Source organism: Desulfurobacterium crinifex, from assembly GCF_054656775.1.
This window is the reverse complement of sequence record NZ_BAAHXO010000004.1, coordinates 1,677,673-1,695,410: the sequence shown is the minus strand read 5'-3', so window position 1 is coordinate 1,695,410 and position 17,738 is coordinate 1,677,673. Positions and strand designations below refer to the sequence as shown.

The window sequence follows — 17,738 nt, the reverse complement described above, 5'->3', positions numbered from 1 at the left end:
GGATTGGGAGAGTAAAATACGTTTGGAAAATTTGTGAGGTTTTGGGTTGGTTCTGGAGTTATTAAGTGGAGAGGATGCGTTTAAAGAATCTGGTTTTGATAGTTTTTGATCTTTTCTCTTACTATATTTGTCTGGTTCTTGCCTATTTGACCAGAGATTTTCTCGGCCATTCTATTCTTCCTGTTTATTTAATGAAATTAGAACATCTTTTGTCTTTCTGGTGGTTTCCTGTAATCTTTGTTTTGTTTATAGCGCTGGAAAAGCTTTATACTTTCAGATTCCCATTCTGGGAAGAAGCAAGGAGGTTGACGAGAACTCTAACAATAGCCACTGTTGTAATATTCGCTATTGTTTCCTTAGGAAAAATGTCAGAGGAAGTTTCTCGTCTTACTTTGATCTTTCTCTGGTTGTATGCTCTCTTTTTGTTTCCTTCTGTTCGTTACATTGTAAAAAGTTTGCTCTACAAAATTCCTAAATGGAGAGAACCCGTTACCTTAATAGGAGATACTAAACTTATTGGAGAATTGGAAAGTGTTCTGGAAAACAATAAGTTTGTAGGTTATGAAGTAGTTAAAAAAATTCTGTTAAGAGATAGGAGTTCCTTACTGGAAGATGTCTCGAGCAAGATTGGCACCCAAGCTGTTATTATTTCCATTCCACTTAGCTGGATAGATGATGCTGAAAGATTTCTTGCGAAGATTCAGAAGACAGTCAGGCGCGTTCTTTTTGTACCAAACATTAGGGGACTTGCTTTTTTAAATTCAGAGCTCTACCCGATACCTTTTAGCGAGATTTTCTTTTTATCTATAAAAAATAATCTAAAATCAAAACTCAATAAAACTCTAAAAAGAGCCTTTGATTTATCAATTTCTCTTATGTTGCTGCCAATGTTAATTCCCTTGATTCTGATTATAGCAATTCTTATAAAGTTAGATTCAAAAGGTCCTGTATTTTTTGTCCATGAAAGAATTGGAGAAAATGGAAAAACTATAAAGGTTATAAAATTTAGAACTATGTATCATGATGCAAAAGAGCGACTTGAAAAGTTACTAAGAGAAGATGAAGAAGCCAGAAAAGAATGGGAAACAAATTTTAAACTAAAAAATGATCCAAGAGTTACGAAAATAGGCAAACTCTTAAGGAAGACTTCTCTTGATGAACTTCCACAAATTTTTAACGTTTTAAAGGGAGATATGAGTCTTGTTGGTCCCCGTCCTGTTGTAAAAGAAGAAATAGAAAAGTATTATGGGGATTTTGCTCAGTACTACTATATGGTAAAACCTGGAATAACAGGATTATGGCAGGTTAGTGGGAGAAGCGATACAGACTATGATAGAAGAGTAAGGCTCGATACATGGTACGTACTGAATTGGTCATTGTGGTTTGATCTGGTTATACTGATAAAGACCGTGGAAGCAGTCTTAAAAGGAAAAGGAGCTTATTGATTCAGGAGAGAGGATTGCCTTTGGACTTGGGGCTTGATTCGGATAAGAAAAGGCTTTTAGAAAACTTTTTTTCTCTGTCAGTCCTTCAGGGAGCGAATTACATCCTTCCTTTAATTACCTTACCTTATCTTGTGAGGGTTTTAGGACCTGAAAAGTTCGGACTTATAGCGTTTGCACAGGCATTTATTCAGTACTTTAATATTTTAACAGATTACGGTTTTAACTTATCCGCTACAAGGGAAATTTCCATACATCGAGAGAATAAAGAAAAAGTTTCTGAGATATTTAGTTCTGTAATGATTATAAAATTAGGGTTGCTTGTTTTATCCTTTTTAATTATGACGATTATTGTCTTTTCTTTTGAAAAGTTTAAGAGAGATTGGTTAATTTACTACCTAACTTTTGGAATGGTGGTGGGACAAGCTTTATTTCCTGTGTGGTTTTTTCAAGGAATGGAAAGGATGAAATATATTACCTTCCTGAATATTACTGCTAAATTGATTTTTGCTATTTCTATCTTTGTTTTTGTTCATGAAGTTTCGGATTATATCTATGTACCGTTGATAAACTCCTTAGGTTTTTTTATATCTGGAATCCTGGCGATCTGGATTGTGGTTAAAGACTTTAATATACGAATTTATGTTCCCAGGACATCTACTTTAGTTGAATATCTACGAGATAGTTCTCAGTTCTTTTTATCAAGAGTTTCAGTTTCTATATATACTTCTACGAACGCTTTTGTATTAGGATTGTTCACAAATAACAGGATGGTAGGCTATTATTCTATAGCGGAGAAACTGTATATAGCCCTTCAACAGATTTATCATCCATTGGTAAATACTTTATATCCTTATGTAGCACATAAAAAAAATGTACATTTATATAAAAAGGTATTTAAACTTGTAACTTTTGCTAATGTTATTTTAGTATTGGTCTTATTTATGTTATCTGATCAAATTATAAAAATAATTTTTGGGGATGGATTAGAGGTATCTGTGAACATCTTTAAAATACTGTTGTTATCAACAATGATAGTAGTTCCTTCCATACTTTTAGGTTATCCGTTTTTAGCAGCAATGGGATTTGCAGGTTATGCGAATGTAAGTGTTATACTTGGTTCCTTTCTCCATTTGGTGGGGTTGGTAATCTTGTCAGTTTTGAATATGGTTAATGTTTATAGTGTGGCTCTAATGGTTATAGTAACGGAAAGTTTTGTTCTGATCATTAGATTGTATGGAGTCATTAAGAATAGATTGTGGAGGACAAGTTGAAAGCAGTGATTTTAGCTGCGGGAGTAGGTAGTAGATTAGGAAAACAGTTACCCAAAAGTTTAACAATATTGCCAGACGGAAAAACACTTTTAGAGAATCAAATAAACATATTAAAAAGATTGAATATTAAGGAGATAATAGTTGTTGTAGGATTCAAGAAAGAGTTGATCATGGAGAAGTATCCTGAAGTGATGTATGTTTATAATCCTATTTTTCATACAACCAACACTGCTAAAAGTTTGGAAAAAGCTTTGGAATTAATTTATCCAGATGATGTAGTATGGATTAATGGGGATGTTTTCTTGGAGGAAGGGGTGCTGGAGAAAGTTATAAGGGAAAGTGGTAATGCTATAGCAGTTAATAGATTGGATTGTGGAGAAGAGGAAGTTAAATACAGGATGAATAGTAGCTGTGAGATAATAGAGATATCTAAGGAAGTTGTTAATGCAGATGGGGAAGCAGTTGGCGTTAATAAGATTACAAAAGAAGATTTTCAGGTATTCTTGCATAATTTAAAAAGATGTACAATGCAAGATTATTTTGAAAAAGCAATAGAGATGTCTATTAAAGAGAGTGGTATCGTTTTTAAAGCTGTTGACGTTTCAATGTATAAATGTATAGAAATTGATTTCCAAGAAGACTTAGACTATATGAGGAAGCTATTCTAAAATGCCTAAGATTGTTATAGTAGGTGCAGGTACTTTTGGTACGGCTTTAGGAAACAGTTTATCTTATAACAGTGAGAATGAGGTTGTATTACTGGCAAGAGAGCAAGCAGTGGCAGATGCTATTAATTCTTTAAAAATAAACACTAAATATTTTCCTTATGTTCAGCTTAACAATCGTATAAGTGCTAAGGTTGGTGTAAATGTGCTTGAGGATGCACATGTGGTTTTTTTAGCTATACCATCAAGTTCCATTATTGAGTTTATTCAAGATAATAAAATTTATGTCAATTCGAAAAGTTTGATAGTTAATTTAGCTAAAGGATTTGGAAAAGATGGTGAAACTCTGATTGAAAGTTTAAGAAAACTTTTACCAGATAACCGCGTCATTACCATGAAAGGACCTACTTTTGCTGATGAGCTTATTAGAGGTTTTCCCTCTGCTTTTACTGTAGGAAGTGAAAGTGTAAAAGATTTTGAGATAGTTAGGAGAATCGCGCGCGATACAAATATATGTTTGGATTTTTCTAATGATATTATAGGAGTAGAATTGTTAAGTGTATTGAAGAATATATACGCTATAGCCCTGGGTATTGTGGATGCACATTTTAATTCAGCAAATACAAGATTCCTGATACTGACAAAAGCATTTAATGAAATAAAAGGGATATTGAAGATTTTTGGTGGTAGTGAGGAAACTCTATATAGATATTGTGGTATTGGAGATTTCGGATTAACCGGTCTTAATGATCTTAGTAGAAATAGAACTTTAGGACTTATGATTGGTAAAGGATTTCTTCGTAACTCACAAAATCAAAGTAGTGTAGTTTTAGAGGGTGTTAGGGCTATAAAAGTGGTCTATAGGAGATTACTTTCCCAAAATGGAACTTTTTCTATTATCGCTTTGCTCTATAAACTTCTTGAAGGAAAGGTATCTGTTCAGGATTTTATTAATCGTATTTTAACTCAGGAGTAAGATGCAGTATGAGGATAGCCTTGGAAAAACTAAAGAAGCTTCTTATATATGTAGTAATGTTACCTCTTTATTGGCTTTCTTTTATAATTCCAAAGGATAAAAATCTCTGGGTATTTGGAGCCTGGTTTGGGGAAAGATACGCTGATAATAGTAAGTATTTGTTTGAGTATGTCAACAAGTATCATCCGGAAATAAAGGCTGTTTGGTTAACTTCCAATAGAAAAACTTTTGAAATTGTAAAGAACAAAGGTTACAATGTATTAAAAATTTCCAGTCTAAAAGGGATAGTATATTCCTTGAGAGCAAAGGTGGGAATTATCTCAACTGGGTTAAGAGATATAAACATGTATTTAACAGGTAATATGCAGATTGTCCAACTTTGGCATGGAACTCCTTTAAAAAGGATAATGTTTGATGATAAAGTAACTTTTAGACCTCCAACTACTTTTAAAAAAATCCTATTTTTAGTTTTCCCTTTTTTGAAGAAAAATTTATATTATTCGGATGCCTTGCTTATTGCCACTTCTGAGGAAGTCCGGAAGAAGATAAGTTCAGCTTTTAGAGTTCCTTTAGAACGAGTTAAAGTAACTGGATATCCTCGAAATGATTCTTTCTTTCAAGATTATAGAGAAAATTTAGAATTTGCAAAAAAAATGCTTCATCTTAAGTTGAAAGGAAAGAAGTTGGCTATATATATGCCAACACATAGAAAAGAAGGGGAAATGGATATAAGTAAGCTGTTGTTTTCTGATATGGAATTTATAGATAAGAAGTTACAAGAATTAAATTGTATGCTATTGGTTAAGCTTCATTACTATCATACAAATGAAAGTTTACATCTAAGAAAGAAGAAGTTTTCAAATATAATAATGCTAAATGATGATTTAATAGAACACGATATTTATGCTATATTGAAATTAGTAGATATATTGATAACAGATTATTCTAGCGTCTATTTTGATTTTTTACTTTTAGATAAACCTATTATCTTTGCTCCTTTTGATATGGAGAGTTATCTAAAGAATGATAGAGAGTTTTATTATGACTATAATGAAGTTACTCCAGGCCCTAAAGCAAAAAATTGGAATGAAGTTTTGGTGTATCTTAAAGAAGCTATAGAAAATCCTGAAAAATACGGGAAAGAACGTGAAAGAATAAAGAAAATTTTTCATAAATATCAAGATGGAAATAGTAGTAAGAGGGTCTTTAATGAAATCATTAAAAGTATATCCTAAGGTTTATGTTGTTATTCTTAACTACAACGGCTGGGTCGATACTATTGAATGTTTGGAAAGTGTATTAAGAAATGATTATCCAAATTATCAAGTTGTTGTTGTGGATAATAATTCTCCAAATAACTCTATGGAATGCATAAAGAAGTGGACTGAAGGGAAATTGGATGTATGGGTGAGACCTGCTCATCCTTTAAAATACCTTTCATTTCCACCTGTTAAAAAGCCGATTCCTTATGTTTACTATACTCGTGAAGAAGCTGAGAAAGGTGGTAATAGTGATTTGGAAATTAGTTTAATGGTTGAATCGTCAAATGGTGAAAAGGGAATAGAGCAACCATTTTCTCCATCAACTAATCAACCATCTGACAAATCTACCATTCAACCAATCAACTATTCAACTAACTATCCACTCATTTTAATTCAGACTGGAGAGAACTTAGGTTTTGCTGGTGGGAATAATGTTGGGATTAGGTACGCCTTAGCTAAAGATGATTTTAAATATGTATGGATTTTAAATAACGATACCGTTGTGGAGAAAAATGCTCTATCTGAGTTGGTTTGGAAGTTTGAAGAATATAGAAGAAAGAAAAAAAAAGTTGGAATTACAGGTTCTAAGCTTCTTTATTATGATAGTCCGGAAATAATACAGGGAGTAGGGGGAATATATAATAAATGGCTTGCTGTAAATAAGCATCTGGGAATTTTTGAAAAGGACAGAGGACAGTATGACAGTGAGGAAGTTTCTAAAAGAATGGATTATGTCATTGGTGCGTCCATGTTGGTTAGTAGGGATTTTATAGAAGAAGTGGGTTTGATGTGTGAGGATTATTTCTTGTATTTTGAAGAGGTAGATTGGGCACTGAGAGGGAAAAGAAAGGGTTATCAGTTGGGATATTGTTGGAAAAGTAGAATTTATCATAAGGAAGGTAGAAGTATTGGAACAAGTTCTAAAGGTAAAGAACGAAGTGAGATTTCTGATTTTTATTTGACTAAGAATAAGATCCTGTTTACAAAGAAGTTTTTTCCTGAATGTATATTGAGTGTGTGTTTGGGACTTGGTGTAGTGGCTTTTAATAGAATACGTCGGAGACAATTCAATAGAATAAAACTGATAAAGGTTGCCTTAGAGGAGTTATGGAAAAATTAAAGATGGGGAAAAAACTTTTAGTTATTTCAGCCCATTTCCCGAACTTTAAAGCTAAGTATGCTGGGCATAGAACGGCATTTAAAATTTTAAGGGAGTATTCGGAGAGGTTTGAGAAAGTAGATTTAATAGTTGTTTGCAATAAGGAAGAGATAGATTTAGCTTCCTTATCAGAATTGAAAAATGTTTCTATTAAGCTCCTAATTCCTTTAACAAAAAGAAAAAAATTGGTTAATGTTTTGAAATCTCAAGAGTTTTTTCCATTGAAGGTCATGAATAGATTCTCCAGTAAAGTCCTTGATTACATTAGAAGTAGTATAAATGATTATGATGTTTTACACTTTGAATTTACGCATGCAGCAGTTTATTTTCCATTTATTGAGAAAAAATTAAAAGATGCAGGTATATATACTTCCGTTAGCTGTCATGACATTTTGTTTCAGTCTGTTTTAAGGAAACAAATGAGAAGCATATGGAAATATATTTCATTGTCATTTGAAGCTTTCCGAACGTTTGAGTTTGAAAAAAATCTCTTTTATAAAATCAATAAAATAATGGTTCACTCTCCGAAAGATAAAGAACTTGTAACATCACTTTATGCGGTTTCAGATAGCAAAATAGAGGTTGTTCATCCTCCATTGTCAGAGTTTGTTTCCAGAGCGAAATCTTTAAGGGGAAAAATCAGACAGGAACCGGGGAGCCTTCTTTTTTGGGGAGCGATGAACAGGAAGGAAAATGAGGAAGCGGTTATTGAGTTTGTTAAACTCCACAAGGATTTTTTAGTGAAAAATAACCTCAAGTTATATGTTGTTGGTAGTTCTCCATCTAAGCGGGTGAAGAAACTTTCTTCGGAGAATATAATTGTTACGGGATATGTAGAAGATCCAGCTGAGTATTTTGCAAGATGTCAACTTGGGATAGTACCTCTTCTTACTGGTGCAGGGATAAAAGTTAAAACACTTGAGATGCTTGAATGTGGCATGCCGGTGATATCCACTCCTGTAGGAGCAGAAGGTATAGAGAACGATAATTTATATATATGTGACATCAAAGATTTTCCCTTCTACATTAGGAGGTTACTTAATCTTCATTAAGGAGAAGGCAAGTTGATAATTAGAGCAAGAGCACCTTTACGTATTGGGCTTGCAGGAGGAGGGACTGATGTTCCTCCCTATTCGGATATTTATGGTGGAGCTGTTCTGAATGCAACTATTAATATGTATGCTTACGCAACAATAGAGCCTCGTACAGATAACAGAATAGTATTTAGTGCTATTGACAGGAATGAAAGAGTTGAATTGGAGTCAAAGAGGTTTCTTGAAATAGATGGGAGACTTGATTTACTGAAAGGTGTCTACAACCGGATTGTTGAGATGTTTGTGAAGAAACCTTTGTCTTTTACGCTTACAACCTATGTTGATGTTCCTCCGGGATCGGGTCTTGGAAGTTCATCAACTCTTGTTGTTGCTGTCGTTGGAGCATTTGTTGAATGGCTTAGGCTTCCTTTAGGAGAGTATGATATAGCGAAACTTGCCTATGAGATAGAAAGGATAGACCTGGGAATGGCTGGTGGAAAACAGGATCAATATGCTGCTACTTTCGGTGGTTTTAACTTTATGGAATTCTATGAAGATGATAGAGTAATTGTTAATCCTTTAAGGGTTAAGAGAGAGTATATCAACGAACTTGAAATGAATCTCCTGCTTTACTATACAGGTACGAGTCGTCTTTCATCAAAAATAATAGAGGAGCAAATAAAGAGTGTGGAAAGAAGACAGAATAGACCAGTTGAAGCGATACATAAATTAAAGGAACAGGCTGTGCGGATGAAAGAAGCTATTTTAAGAGGAGATCTTCATGAAATTGGAGAAATTCTTGATTACGGGTGGAGATATAAAAAGCAGATGGCCTCAGGGATTACGAATTCTGCAATAGATGAGATTTATGAAACTGCACTGAGAGCTGGGGCAACAGGAGGAAAAATTTCTGGAGCTGGAGGGGGAGGATTTATGATTTTTTACTGTCCTGGAAATTGCAGATATGGAGTGATGAATGCTCTTAAGGAGTTTGGAGGAATTTTTTATCGGTATCAATTTACAAAACATGGTCTTGAGACGTGGAGAGTGTGAAAAATGGCGTTAGAGGCAATAGTTCTTGCTGGAGGATTTGGTACAAGATTAAAAAAATTGGTTTCTGATGTTCCTAAGCCCATGGCTCCTATAGGTGGTGTTCCTTTCCTTGAATATCTTTTGAATTTTTTACTTCTCCAGGGGATTGAAAAAGTAATTTTAGCTGTTGGCTATAAATATGAGTGTATAGTGAAACATTTTGGTATTTCCTATAAAGGGCTTCTTATAGAGTATTCTGTGGAAGATAAGCCTCTTGGTACAGGGGGAGGGATAAGAAAGGCGATGGCACTTGCAGAGAGTGAAGATGTAGTGGTGTTGAATGGAGATACATTTTTCAATATTCCTTTCAAGGATTTTCTCAGGTTTCATAGATCAAAAAAAGCGTTTCTTACGATTGCTTTGAAGTATCTAAGTAGTTGTCAAAGGTATGGAGTTGTGGACATTGATAGGGATGGAAAGATTATAGGATTCCACGAAAAAGCAGCTTATCTGGAAGGTTTTGTCAATGCAGGAATTTACATTTTGAAGAAAGAATGGTTTCTTTCTCTCTCTTCTCCAGAGGTATTTTCCTTTGAAAAGGACTTTCTTCAAAAGAAATATAAGAAGTTTGTGTTCTTTGGGAAACCATACGATAACTATTTTATTGATATTGGGATACCTGAAGATTATATGAAGGCACAACGAGAGATACCTGTATATGCAGGGAATGTCTAATGAAGTTGTCAGTTATTATTCCCACTTACAATGCTGAGCCGTACATAAAAAAGTTGTTGGAAGCGCTATCTTTTCAGACTCAAAAATTGGATGAAATAATCGTAATTGATTCCTCTTCCTCAGATAATACTGTAGAGATTGCCAAAAACTTTGGGGCAAAAGTAGTTATCATTCCAAAAGAGGAATTTGATCACGGGGGAACAAGAACTAAAGCTGCAAAGTTGGCTGCTGGGGATATATTGATATACCTGACGCAAGATGCAATACCAGCAGATAGATTTTCTATAGAAAATATAGTGAAAGTATTTGAAAGCGAGGAGGTGGGTGCTGCTTACGGAAGGCAGGTTCCGTATGAAAATACTAACCTTTTCGGTAAGCATTTAAGATACTTCAATTATCCGTCCGTGTCGTTTACTAAAAGTCTGGAGGATAGAAAAAATCTTGGGTTCAAAGTGGTTTTCTTATCCAACTCTTTTGCTGCATACAGGAAAAGTGTTCTTGAAGAAATAGGCTGGTTCAAAAGTGGAGTTATTTTTGGAGAAGATTCGATTGCTGCTGCTAAAATTCTTCTTGCAGGCTATAAAATAGCTTATTCTGCTGAAGCACGAGTGTTCCATTCTCATTCATATTCGGTATTGCAGGATTTTAAACGTTATTTTGACGTTGGAGCTTTTCATAAAATGGAAAAGTGGATATTGGATACTTTTGGAAAGCCTGAAGGAGAAGGTCTCCGATACATAAAGTCAGAATTTCGATTTTTGATCAATAATAACGCGTATTATCTAATTCCCGAGTTTCTAATTAGGAATTTTTTAAAGTATTTGGGTTATAAACTTGGTTTTCATTGCACAAAAATTCCTCAAAGATTACGTAAAAAACTGAGCATGTTTCCATTGTGGTGGGATAAGGAATAGGAGGTCAGAAAGTGAAAGCAGTAATTCTTGCAGGTGGTAGTGGAACAAGACTTTATCCAGTTACGCAGGTTGTGAATAAGCATTTTCTTCCTGTATACAATAAACCTATGATTTATTATCCTTTGTCCCTGGTAATGCTTCTTGGGATTAGAGAGGTTCTTTTTATTGTTAATCCTGCTGATTTGGGAGATTTTCAAGAATTATTTGGAGACGGTTCCAAGCTGGGAATGAATATAAAGTATCGAATCCAGGAAAAACCTAATGGATTAGCAGAAGGATTGATATTAGCAAAAGAGTTTATAGGGAATGATAATATCTGTTACATGTTGGGAGATAATGTTTTTTTTGGACATGATCTTGTAAAAATCATGGCTGAAGCGAAAAAAGAGATTGAAGAAAACGGTGGAGCTTATGTTTTTGGTTATTATGTTAAAGATCCTGAAAGATTTGGAATTGTTGAGTTTGACGAAGAGGGAAATGTAAAATCAATGGAAGAAAAACCTAAAAAACCTAAATCCAACTATGCTGTTGTAGGCATGTATTTTTATGACAATAATGCTGTTAAAATTGCTGAGAATATAAAACCATCAGATAGAGGAGAATTAGAAATAACTTCTGTTAATGAAGAGTATTTAAAACGTGGAAAACTAAAAGTGAAACTTTTAGGAAGAGGATTTGCATGGTTTGATGCAGGAACTCATGATAGTTTCCTTGAAGCAGGAGAGTTTGTAGCAACAATTGAAAAGAAAACAGGACTTATGATTGGATGTATAGAGGAAATTGCCTATAGAAATGGGTGGATAGATAGAGAGCAACTTTTAGAACTTGCCAAATCCCTTGCAAAGACGGATTATGGGAAGTATTTGATGGAGTTAGTGAAGGGTGAAGAAGTGAAGAGGTGAAAAGAGAGTGGATAGCAAGGTGGCTTTTTACATTTTGCTGTTCACTGTTTACATCTCACATTTCACTGTTTACGTTCACTGTTCACTGCTCACACTTCACTTTCAGGAGGAATTATGCCATTTGAGTTCATAAGAACTGAAATTCCAGAAGTAATTATTGTAAAGCCAAAAGTGTTTAGTGATGAGAGAGGTTTTTTTATGGAAACTTATAAAAAGTCCGATTTTGTGAAAGTTGGAATTGATACCGATTTTGTTCAGGATAATCACTCAAAATCCGTAAAAGGGGTGTTGCGAGGACTTCACTATCAACTTGAACCAAAAGCTCAAGGAAAACTGGTAAGGTGTATAAAAGGAAGGATTTTTGATGTTGCTGTTGACATAAGAAAGGGAAGCCCGACTTTTGGAAAGTGGGTAGGGGTGGAGCTCTCAGAGGAAAACAAACTAATGCTTTGGATACCAAAAGGTTTTGCCCATGGCTTTCTAACTCTTTCAGAAGAAGCTGAAATTGTTTATAAAGTTTCAGGTGGTGAATATTCACCAGAACATGATAGAAGTATAAGATGGAACGATCCGGATATAGGCATAGAATGGCCACTTGAAGGAGAACCTATCCTTTCTGAAAAGGATAAGATAGCTCCGTTTTTAAAGGATGCAGAGGTGAATCTTGTGTATGAAGAAAGGGAGGGCAAATGAAACTACTTGTTACCGGTGGAGCAGGATTTATAGGGAGTGAGTTTGTAAGACAGGCAGTAGAGAAAGGTTTAGAAACGATTGTTGTTGATAAGCTCACTTACGCAGGAGACTTAGAGAGGTTAAAAGAGGTAAAGGATGAAATTAGTTTTTACAAGGCAGACATAACCAATAGAGAGTTTATGGAACATATCTTTAAAACAGAAAAACCTGATGTTGTTGTTCACTGGGCAGCAGAAAGCCATGTAGATAGAAGTATTCTCGATGCTTCGCCGTTTATTGAGACAAACGTGAAAGGAACACAAGTCCTCTTGGATGTAGCAAAAGAAACTGGCGTAAATCTCTTTGTAAATATTGCAACGGATGAAGTTTATGGAGAACTTGGAGAAGATGGACAGTTTTGTGAAGATACGCCTCTTAATCCGAATTCTCCCTATTCTGTAAGTAAGGCTTCTGCTGACATGCTTGGAAGAGCTTATTATAGAACTTATGGGTTACCGGTAATAACTATTCGTCCTTCTAATAATTACGGTTACTGGCAGTATCCTGAAAAACTGATTCCCGTGGTTATTCTAAAGGCTTTAAATGATGAACCTGTTCCTGTTTATGGGACAGGTGAAAACATTAGAGAGTGGCTTTTTGTTTCTGATTGTGCAGAAGCAGTATTTGAGATTATAGAAAGAGGGAAATCAGGGGAGATTTATAATGTTGGTAGTGGAGAAGAGAGAAGGAACATAGATGTAGTTAAGTCAATACTGCAAATACTAAACAAACCAGAAGACTTAATAACTTTTGTAAAAGATAGACCAGGACACGATTTCAGATATTCTCTTAATACAGAGAAGACAGAAAGAGAGCTCGGTTGGAAAGCTAAGGTTAAATTTGAAGAAGGGATAGAGAAAACCGTAAAGTGGTATCTTGAAAATCTTGATTGGGCTAAGAGGAAATTGGAAGAGCTCCAGGAGTACTGGAAAAAAGTTTATCATTAATAGGAAGGGGCTAAGATAATGAAGTTTAAAGCTTACACTCCCAATGATTATATGGAAATTGTTGGAAAAGCTATTGAAAGGGCGGTTAACAAAAATTGTTTAATAATCTTTTTTGGTTCGGTTTTAACTGATAAATTTTCCAGAACTTCTGACATAGATGTTGGAGTTTTTTGTGGTGCTCCTTTAACTTCTAAGGAGTATATTAATGTACTTGAGGAAATTGAGAAATCTCCTATTTTGCGTGAAGTGGATCTGGTTGATCTTGCAAAAGTTAATGATGAAAGATTTCTATCTTCAGTTCTTGAGAGAGGTAAGGTTTGGAAAAGTTCAAGAGAGCTCTTTCAAAATTTGAAAAAGCATTTGGAAAGTTTGAAGAAGCAGTAAGATTTCCAGATAGTTTTAATTTATCTCACGAATTGCTTGTTGAAATTACCACTAAAAGATTTGAATATACTTTTGAATCCATGTGGAAAGCTGTAAAAGAGTTTCTGAGAACTCAAGGTTTAGAGTGTAACTCTCCACGTTCCTGTTTCAGAGAGCTTTTGAAAGAAGGCATTGTTTCCATGGAGTTTGAAGAGGTTTTGTTTGATATGATAATGCTTAGAAATCTTCTTGTACATGTTTATGACGAAGAGCAAGCGAAGAAAATTTACAGGGAGATAGTGAAAGAGGAATTTTTGAACACATTTAAGACCATACTACAGGAGTTAAGGAAGGAATGAAATATCTCATTTTTGGTGCAAAAGGACAGCTTGGAAGGGAGTTTGTTAAATGGTTGAATGGGGGATTAGTTAGATCGTTAAATGGGAGATTTGTTGAATGGATAGCTGTAGGGAGAGAAGAGTGTGATATTTCGGATTTAAATCAAGTTTTAGAGCTTTTTGAAAGCATAAAGCCAGATGTTGTTATCAACTGTGCAGCCTATAATCTTGTAGATAAAGCTGAAGAAGATTATGTAAGTGCAGTGAAAGTAAATAGTGTTGGTGTTAGGAATCTGGCTTTTGCGTGTAATAGATATAGAGCTTTTTTAGTTCACTATAGTACCGATTATGTATTTGACGGAAAGAAGGAAAATGGTCTATATATAGAGGATGATAAACCAAATCCTCTAAATGAATACGGAAAGAGCAAACTGATAGGTGAGAAGTTTATAAAGGAAGAAATAGACAACTTTTTAATCCTCAGGGTTAGCTGGGTTTATGGTGAAGGTAAGCAAAACTTTGTCCATAAACTTCTGAAGTGGGCAGAAAATAGTGACTATTTGAAAATTTCTTACGATGAAGTATCTGTCCCGACATCTACGAGAACAATTGCCAGTATAACTTTAAAAGCACTAAAAGAAGGTTTAGAAGGCTTATACCATTTAACAAACTCTGGTTATGCTTCCCGTTATGAATGGGCGAAGAAAGTTTTCAGGATAAAACGAATTAACAAGTTCATATATCCAGTTTCCAGTGAAATATTTAACTTACCTGCTAAAAGACCAAAGTTTTCCGCTATGAGTAATAGGAAACTGTCAAAAAAATTAAACATAGAGATTCCGGGTTGGGAAGAGGAGTTGGAGAGGATAGTGAAATAAGGAGTCAAAATGAGAATACTTGTCACAGGTGGAGCAGGCTACATAGGGAGTCATGTAGTTAAAGTATTGGGAGAAAGAGGATATGAAGTTTTAGTTGTTGATAACCTTTCTAAAGGACACAAAGAAGCTGTTTTATACGGCAAATTGTTTGTTGCGAATTTAGGAGATAAAAAAACTTTAGATGTTATTTTCAGAGAATTTAGGCCAGACGCAGTTATGCATTTTGCTGCATTCATAGAGGTTGCTGAATCGGTTAAAGAACCTTTAAAGTATTACAAGAACAATACGGTTAACACAATAAATCTTCTTGAAGTTATGTTAAGAAATGATGTAAATAGATTTATCTTTTCTTCTACTGCTGCAGTTTATGGAAATCCTGAAAAAATTCCTATTCCAGAAACAGAACCTATAAAACCTATAAATCCTTATGGACAATCAAAGGCTTTTGTTGAGAAAATCTTAGAAGACTTTGATAAGTCTCATGGCTTGAGATATGTTTCTTTAAGGTACTTTAATGCTGCAGGGGCTGATCCAGAAGGAAGAATAGGGGAAAGTCATAATCCGGAAACACATTTAATACCATTAATACTTAAAACAGCAAAAGGAGAAAGAGAAAGTATAAAGATTTTTGGAACGGATTATCCCACTCCTGATGGAACATGTATAAGGGACTATATACATGTGGATGATCTTGCAGAAGCTCATATCTTAGCGCTTGAATACTTGCTTGGAGGGGGAAATAGCGAAGTACTTAACTGCGGTTATGGATGTGGATTTTCTGTGAGAGAAGTTATAGATACAGCAAAAAAAGTTACTGGTATAGATTTTAAGGTTGAAGAAACAGAAAGAAGACTTGGTGATCCTGCAATTCTTGTTGCAGATAGTTCAAAGGTTAAGGATGTTTTAAGCTGGAAGCCAAAATTTGACGATTTAGAATATATAATTCGTACTGCCTGGAATTGGGAGAAAAGTAGAAAGTTTTGATATATTATGGAAGGTAAGAGGTGAAGAGTGAGAGAGGAGGGAAGGAAGTTTTGGAAATTAATTTTACTGTTGATATCGATAATTATTCCTATAACTGTGGGGCTTTATATAAGGTTTGATGATTTAAATATCTGGGAAAAGTATAAAAATCAATTTTACTATCAAGATCGTCCGCTTTTTACAAGTTATGATGCTTTTTTCTTTGCTCGTTGGGGAAAAGATTATCTGAATGGTAACTATAATGCTGGAGAAAGAGATCCTTTAAGGTTTGTTCCTGATAATGCAACTTATCCTTCTCCTATACCTATGGAAAGCTGGCTTGGAGCTGAACTTGCAAAGTTGAAAAATACTTATATAGAGAATATATCCCTTTGGTTAACACCGTTTCTTGCCATTCTTTTTATTGTTCCTTTAGTTCTTTATTTCTTTAAAATTGGATTACCCGTAGCAGGCTTTAGTGGAGCCCTCTTAGGTGTAGTGTCTCTTATGTATCTTGTAAGGACTTCAATAGCAAGGTTTGATACCGATTCTCTAAATCTTTTCTTCCCATTTGCAATTGCTTTCTTCCTTTTAAGGTCATTTCATTCTAAGGGAAAACTAAAGTACTTAGACTTAGCGATAGCAGGTATTTTATCGCAAGCTTACTGTTGGTGGTATGCTCATCCTGGATTAATGCTTGTTATTCTATTTGTTTATGCTGGAGGGTTATTTTTCTTTGATACAGAGAACAGCTTAAAACAAAAAGCTTTATATTTTCTAACAGTTCTTATCTTTTCCAATCCAATTTTTGTTTTTAATGGTGTTTTCAATATCATAGGATTGGTGAAAGTATATTTGGTAAACTACTTCAAGCCTGCTGTTAGTGGTGGTTTTCCTAATGTGTTTATGTCAATAAGTGAAGCTAAGCATTTTGATATTACAAAGATTGCTCAACTTTCTACGGGAAATCTTGTAATTTTCGGAATTGGTTTTGCTGGAGCTCTTTTATTATTTATGAGAAAGTTCAGAGAAACCTATTTGTTACTTCCAATATTCTTGATAGGAATTATGGCACTAAAAGGTGGAAACCGTTTTGCCATGTATCTTTCTCCATTTATTGGAGTAGGGATTGGTTATCTTTTTGACTTGCTAATTTCTTATCTTAGAACAAAGAAAGATATCAATTCCTATAAAATCTATGCAGTTAGACTTCTATCTATCTTTTTATTAAGTGGGTTTTTTATATACATAAACAAACCGTCTTTCGCCTTTGTTGCAAAACCAAAAATAACACCAGAGCTCGAAAGAGACTTTATAAAACTCGGAGGTTTGACTCCAGAAAATAGCTGGATATGGACGTGGTGGGATTACGGCACTGCTATTCAATACTTGGCTGGAAGAGCTGTATTTCACGACGGTCAAAGTCAGGGCTCTCCTAAAACCTACTTTGTAGCAACCTCATTCTCTACATCTGATCCGAAAATTGCTCATAATGTTATTTTGGGTATTTCTAACATAGGTGCAAAAGGGATAAATGAACTTTTGAAAGAAGGAAAGAAACCGGAAGAAATTAGAAACTTAATCTTTTCAGGAACTTTTTCAAAACCTGTAAATAATCCTATCTACTGGGCATTTACAGGAGATGAAATAGGTAAGTTTGCATGGATAAACTATTTTGGTACCTGGAACTTTGATTTAAAGAAAGGAATAAAATCTCCTATTTATCAGTTATCTGGTTGTAGAAGTTTTAAACCTCGTGTTCTTGTATGTAGAGGTTTAATAATAGATCTTGGTAAAGGAGAAGTTGTTCAGAATAGAAGGTCTATTCCTCTTAAGAAATTGGTTATTAAAGATGAAAATAGATTTGTAGAGAAAGAATACCATTCAAAAGGGCTCTACTTTGAAATAGTAAAGAAAGATAAAAAAAGCCATCTGTTTCTTATGGCTGAACAACCGTATAAGTCAATGTTTAATCAAATGTATATTTTGAGAAGTTTTGATAAGAAGTACTTTGAACTTGTCCATGATGATTTCCCGACGATGGTTCTTTATAGGGTGAGAAATGAGAAATGAGTGGTGAGTGACGAGTGACGCGAGAGGGATTGAGATGGTTTTTACTGTT

Annotated in this window: 18 protein-coding genes; all 18 read left to right on the top strand. The window is 34.5% G+C overall.

Translation table 11 applies throughout. The annotated features are described in order from the left end of the window. The first annotated feature begins 74 nt into the window (after positions 1–74). The 18 genes from wbaP (at position 75) to ACYQ3A_RS10625 (ending at position 17,689) form a co-directional block, all read left to right on the top strand. Positions 75–1,445 carry an undecaprenyl-phosphate galactose phosphotransferase WbaP gene (gene wbaP / locus ACYQ3A_RS10710; protein WP_459897453.1) on the top strand — a complete coding sequence of 457 codons (1,371 nt, stop codon included), beginning with the start codon at positions 75–77 and terminating at the stop codon, positions 1,443–1,445. Next, the gene (locus tag ACYQ3A_RS10705) at positions 1,442–2,716 is read left to right on the top strand and encodes a flippase (RefSeq protein ID WP_459897327.1); all 1,275 of its coding nucleotides are present in this window, start codon (positions 1,442–1,444) and stop codon (positions 2,714–2,716) included. Before wbaP ends, ACYQ3A_RS10705 begins: the two co-directional genes overlap by 4 nt. A 5-nt stretch (positions 2,717–2,721) precedes the next feature. Continuing rightward, positions 2,722–3,384, top strand: coding sequence for a phosphocholine cytidylyltransferase family protein (locus tag ACYQ3A_RS10700; protein ID WP_459897452.1), 663 nt, complete (start codon positions 2,722–2,724; stop codon positions 3,382–3,384). Between the two features lies 1 nt (position 3,385). Continuing rightward, positions 3,386–4,357 (top strand): NAD(P)H-dependent glycerol-3-phosphate dehydrogenase, encoded by a 972-nt coding sequence (locus ACYQ3A_RS10695; RefSeq protein ID WP_459897326.1) that lies wholly within the window; start codon positions 3,386–3,388, stop codon positions 4,355–4,357. Between the two features lie 8 nt (positions 4,358–4,365). Next, on the top strand, positions 4,366–5,592 hold the full coding sequence (locus ACYQ3A_RS10690) for a CDP-glycerol glycerophosphotransferase family protein (RefSeq protein ID WP_459897325.1): 1,227 nt from the start codon (positions 4,366–4,368) through the stop codon (positions 5,590–5,592). Then, positions 5,567–6,739, top strand: a complete 1,173-nt coding sequence (locus tag ACYQ3A_RS10685) for a glycosyltransferase family 2 protein (RefSeq protein WP_459897324.1) — start codon at positions 5,567–5,569, stop codon at positions 6,737–6,739. The genes ACYQ3A_RS10690 and ACYQ3A_RS10685 overlap by 26 nt, the downstream gene beginning before the upstream one ends. After that, positions 6,727–7,830 carry a glycosyltransferase gene (locus ACYQ3A_RS10680; RefSeq protein ID WP_459897323.1) on the top strand — a complete coding sequence of 368 codons (1,104 nt, stop codon included), beginning with the start codon at positions 6,727–6,729 and terminating at the stop codon, positions 7,828–7,830. The genes ACYQ3A_RS10685 and ACYQ3A_RS10680 overlap by 13 nt, the downstream gene beginning before the upstream one ends. A gap of 12 nt (positions 7,831–7,842) precedes the next feature. Next, positions 7,843–8,865 (top strand): GHMP family kinase ATP-binding protein, encoded by a 1,023-nt coding sequence (locus ACYQ3A_RS10675; protein ID WP_459897322.1) that lies wholly within the window; start codon positions 7,843–7,845, stop codon positions 8,863–8,865. A gap of 3 nt (positions 8,866–8,868) precedes the next feature. Further along, positions 8,869–9,579 carry a nucleotidyltransferase family protein gene (locus ACYQ3A_RS10670; protein ID WP_459897321.1) on the top strand — a complete coding sequence of 237 codons (711 nt, stop codon included), beginning with the start codon at positions 8,869–8,871 and terminating at the stop codon, positions 9,577–9,579. After that, complete coding sequence (locus ACYQ3A_RS10665; protein ID WP_459897319.1) at positions 9,579–10,493, top strand: glycosyltransferase family 2 protein; 915 nt, start codon at positions 9,579–9,581, stop codon at positions 10,491–10,493. The genes ACYQ3A_RS10670 and ACYQ3A_RS10665 overlap by 1 nt, the downstream gene beginning before the upstream one ends. A gap of 11 nt (positions 10,494–10,504) precedes the next feature. After that, positions 10,505–11,395 carry a glucose-1-phosphate thymidylyltransferase RfbA gene (gene rfbA / locus ACYQ3A_RS10660; protein WP_459897317.1) on the top strand — a complete coding sequence of 297 codons (891 nt, stop codon included), beginning with the start codon at positions 10,505–10,507 and terminating at the stop codon, positions 11,393–11,395. Positions 11,396–11,509: 114 nt separating this feature from the next. After that, positions 11,510–12,088, top strand: coding sequence for a dTDP-4-dehydrorhamnose 3,5-epimerase (rfbC, locus tag ACYQ3A_RS10655; protein WP_459897315.1), 579 nt, complete (start codon positions 11,510–11,512; stop codon positions 12,086–12,088). Next, a complete protein-coding gene (rfbB, locus tag ACYQ3A_RS10650; RefSeq protein ID WP_459897313.1) occupies positions 12,085–13,074 on the top strand; it encodes a dTDP-glucose 4,6-dehydratase in 990 nt (329 codons plus the stop codon). Before rfbC ends, rfbB begins: the two co-directional genes overlap by 4 nt. 18 nt (positions 13,075–13,092) lie before the next feature. Next, the gene (locus ACYQ3A_RS10645) at positions 13,093–13,458 is read left to right on the top strand and encodes a nucleotidyltransferase family protein (RefSeq protein ID WP_459897311.1); all 366 of its coding nucleotides are present in this window, start codon (positions 13,093–13,095) and stop codon (positions 13,456–13,458) included. After that, positions 13,392–13,796, top strand: coding sequence for an HI0074 family nucleotidyltransferase substrate-binding subunit (locus ACYQ3A_RS10640; protein WP_459897308.1), 405 nt, complete (start codon positions 13,392–13,394; stop codon positions 13,794–13,796). Before ACYQ3A_RS10645 ends, ACYQ3A_RS10640 begins: the two co-directional genes overlap by 67 nt. Then, positions 13,793–14,653, top strand: coding sequence for a dTDP-4-dehydrorhamnose reductase (rfbD, locus tag ACYQ3A_RS10635; protein WP_459897307.1), 861 nt, complete (start codon positions 13,793–13,795; stop codon positions 14,651–14,653). Before ACYQ3A_RS10640 ends, rfbD begins: the two co-directional genes overlap by 4 nt. Before the next feature lie 9 nt (positions 14,654–14,662). Continuing rightward, positions 14,663–15,637: a UDP-glucose 4-epimerase GalE gene (gene galE, locus ACYQ3A_RS10630; RefSeq protein ID WP_459897305.1), complete on the top strand. Its 975-nt coding sequence runs from the start codon at positions 14,663–14,665 to the stop codon at positions 15,635–15,637. 27 nt (positions 15,638–15,664) lie between these two features. Next, on the top strand, positions 15,665–17,689 hold the full coding sequence (locus ACYQ3A_RS10625) for an STT3 domain-containing protein (protein WP_459897303.1): 2,025 nt from the start codon (positions 15,665–15,667) through the stop codon (positions 17,687–17,689). The last annotated feature ends 49 nt before the right edge of the window (positions 17,690–17,738 follow it).

Excerpts from the sequence above, each read along its gene's own strand:
- rfbC (WP_459897315.1), top strand. The coding sequence starts at position 11,510 with ATGCCATTTGAGTTCATAAGAACTGAAATTCCAGAAGTAATTATTGTA.
- rfbB (WP_459897313.1), top strand. The coding sequence starts at position 12,085 with ATGAAACTACTTGTTACCGGTGGAGCAGGATTTATAGGGAGTGAGTTT.
- ACYQ3A_RS10680 (WP_459897323.1), top strand. The coding sequence starts at position 6,727 with ATGGAAAAATTAAAGATGGGGAAAAAACTTTTAGTTATTTCAGCCCAT.
- ACYQ3A_RS10690 (WP_459897325.1), top strand. The coding sequence starts at position 4,366 with ATGAGGATAGCCTTGGAAAAACTAAAGAAGCTTCTTATATATGTAGTA.
- wbaP (WP_459897453.1), top strand. The coding sequence starts at position 75 with ATGCGTTTAAAGAATCTGGTTTTGATAGTTTTTGATCTTTTCTCTTAC.
- rfbD (WP_459897307.1), top strand. The coding sequence starts at position 13,793 with ATGAAATATCTCATTTTTGGTGCAAAAGGACAGCTTGGAAGGGAGTTT.
- ACYQ3A_RS10665 (WP_459897319.1), top strand. The coding sequence starts at position 9,579 with ATGAAGTTGTCAGTTATTATTCCCACTTACAATGCTGAGCCGTACATA.
- ACYQ3A_RS10685 (WP_459897324.1), top strand. The coding sequence starts at position 5,567 with ATGAAATCATTAAAAGTATATCCTAAGGTTTATGTTGTTATTCTTAAC.
- ACYQ3A_RS10695 (WP_459897326.1), top strand. The coding sequence starts at position 3,386 with ATGCCTAAGATTGTTATAGTAGGTGCAGGTACTTTTGGTACGGCTTTA.
- ACYQ3A_RS10670 (WP_459897321.1), top strand. The coding sequence starts at position 8,869 with ATGGCGTTAGAGGCAATAGTTCTTGCTGGAGGATTTGGTACAAGATTA.
- galE (WP_459897305.1), top strand. The coding sequence starts at position 14,663 with ATGAGAATACTTGTCACAGGTGGAGCAGGCTACATAGGGAGTCATGTA.
- ACYQ3A_RS10645 (WP_459897311.1), top strand. The coding sequence starts at position 13,093 with ATGAAGTTTAAAGCTTACACTCCCAATGATTATATGGAAATTGTTGGA.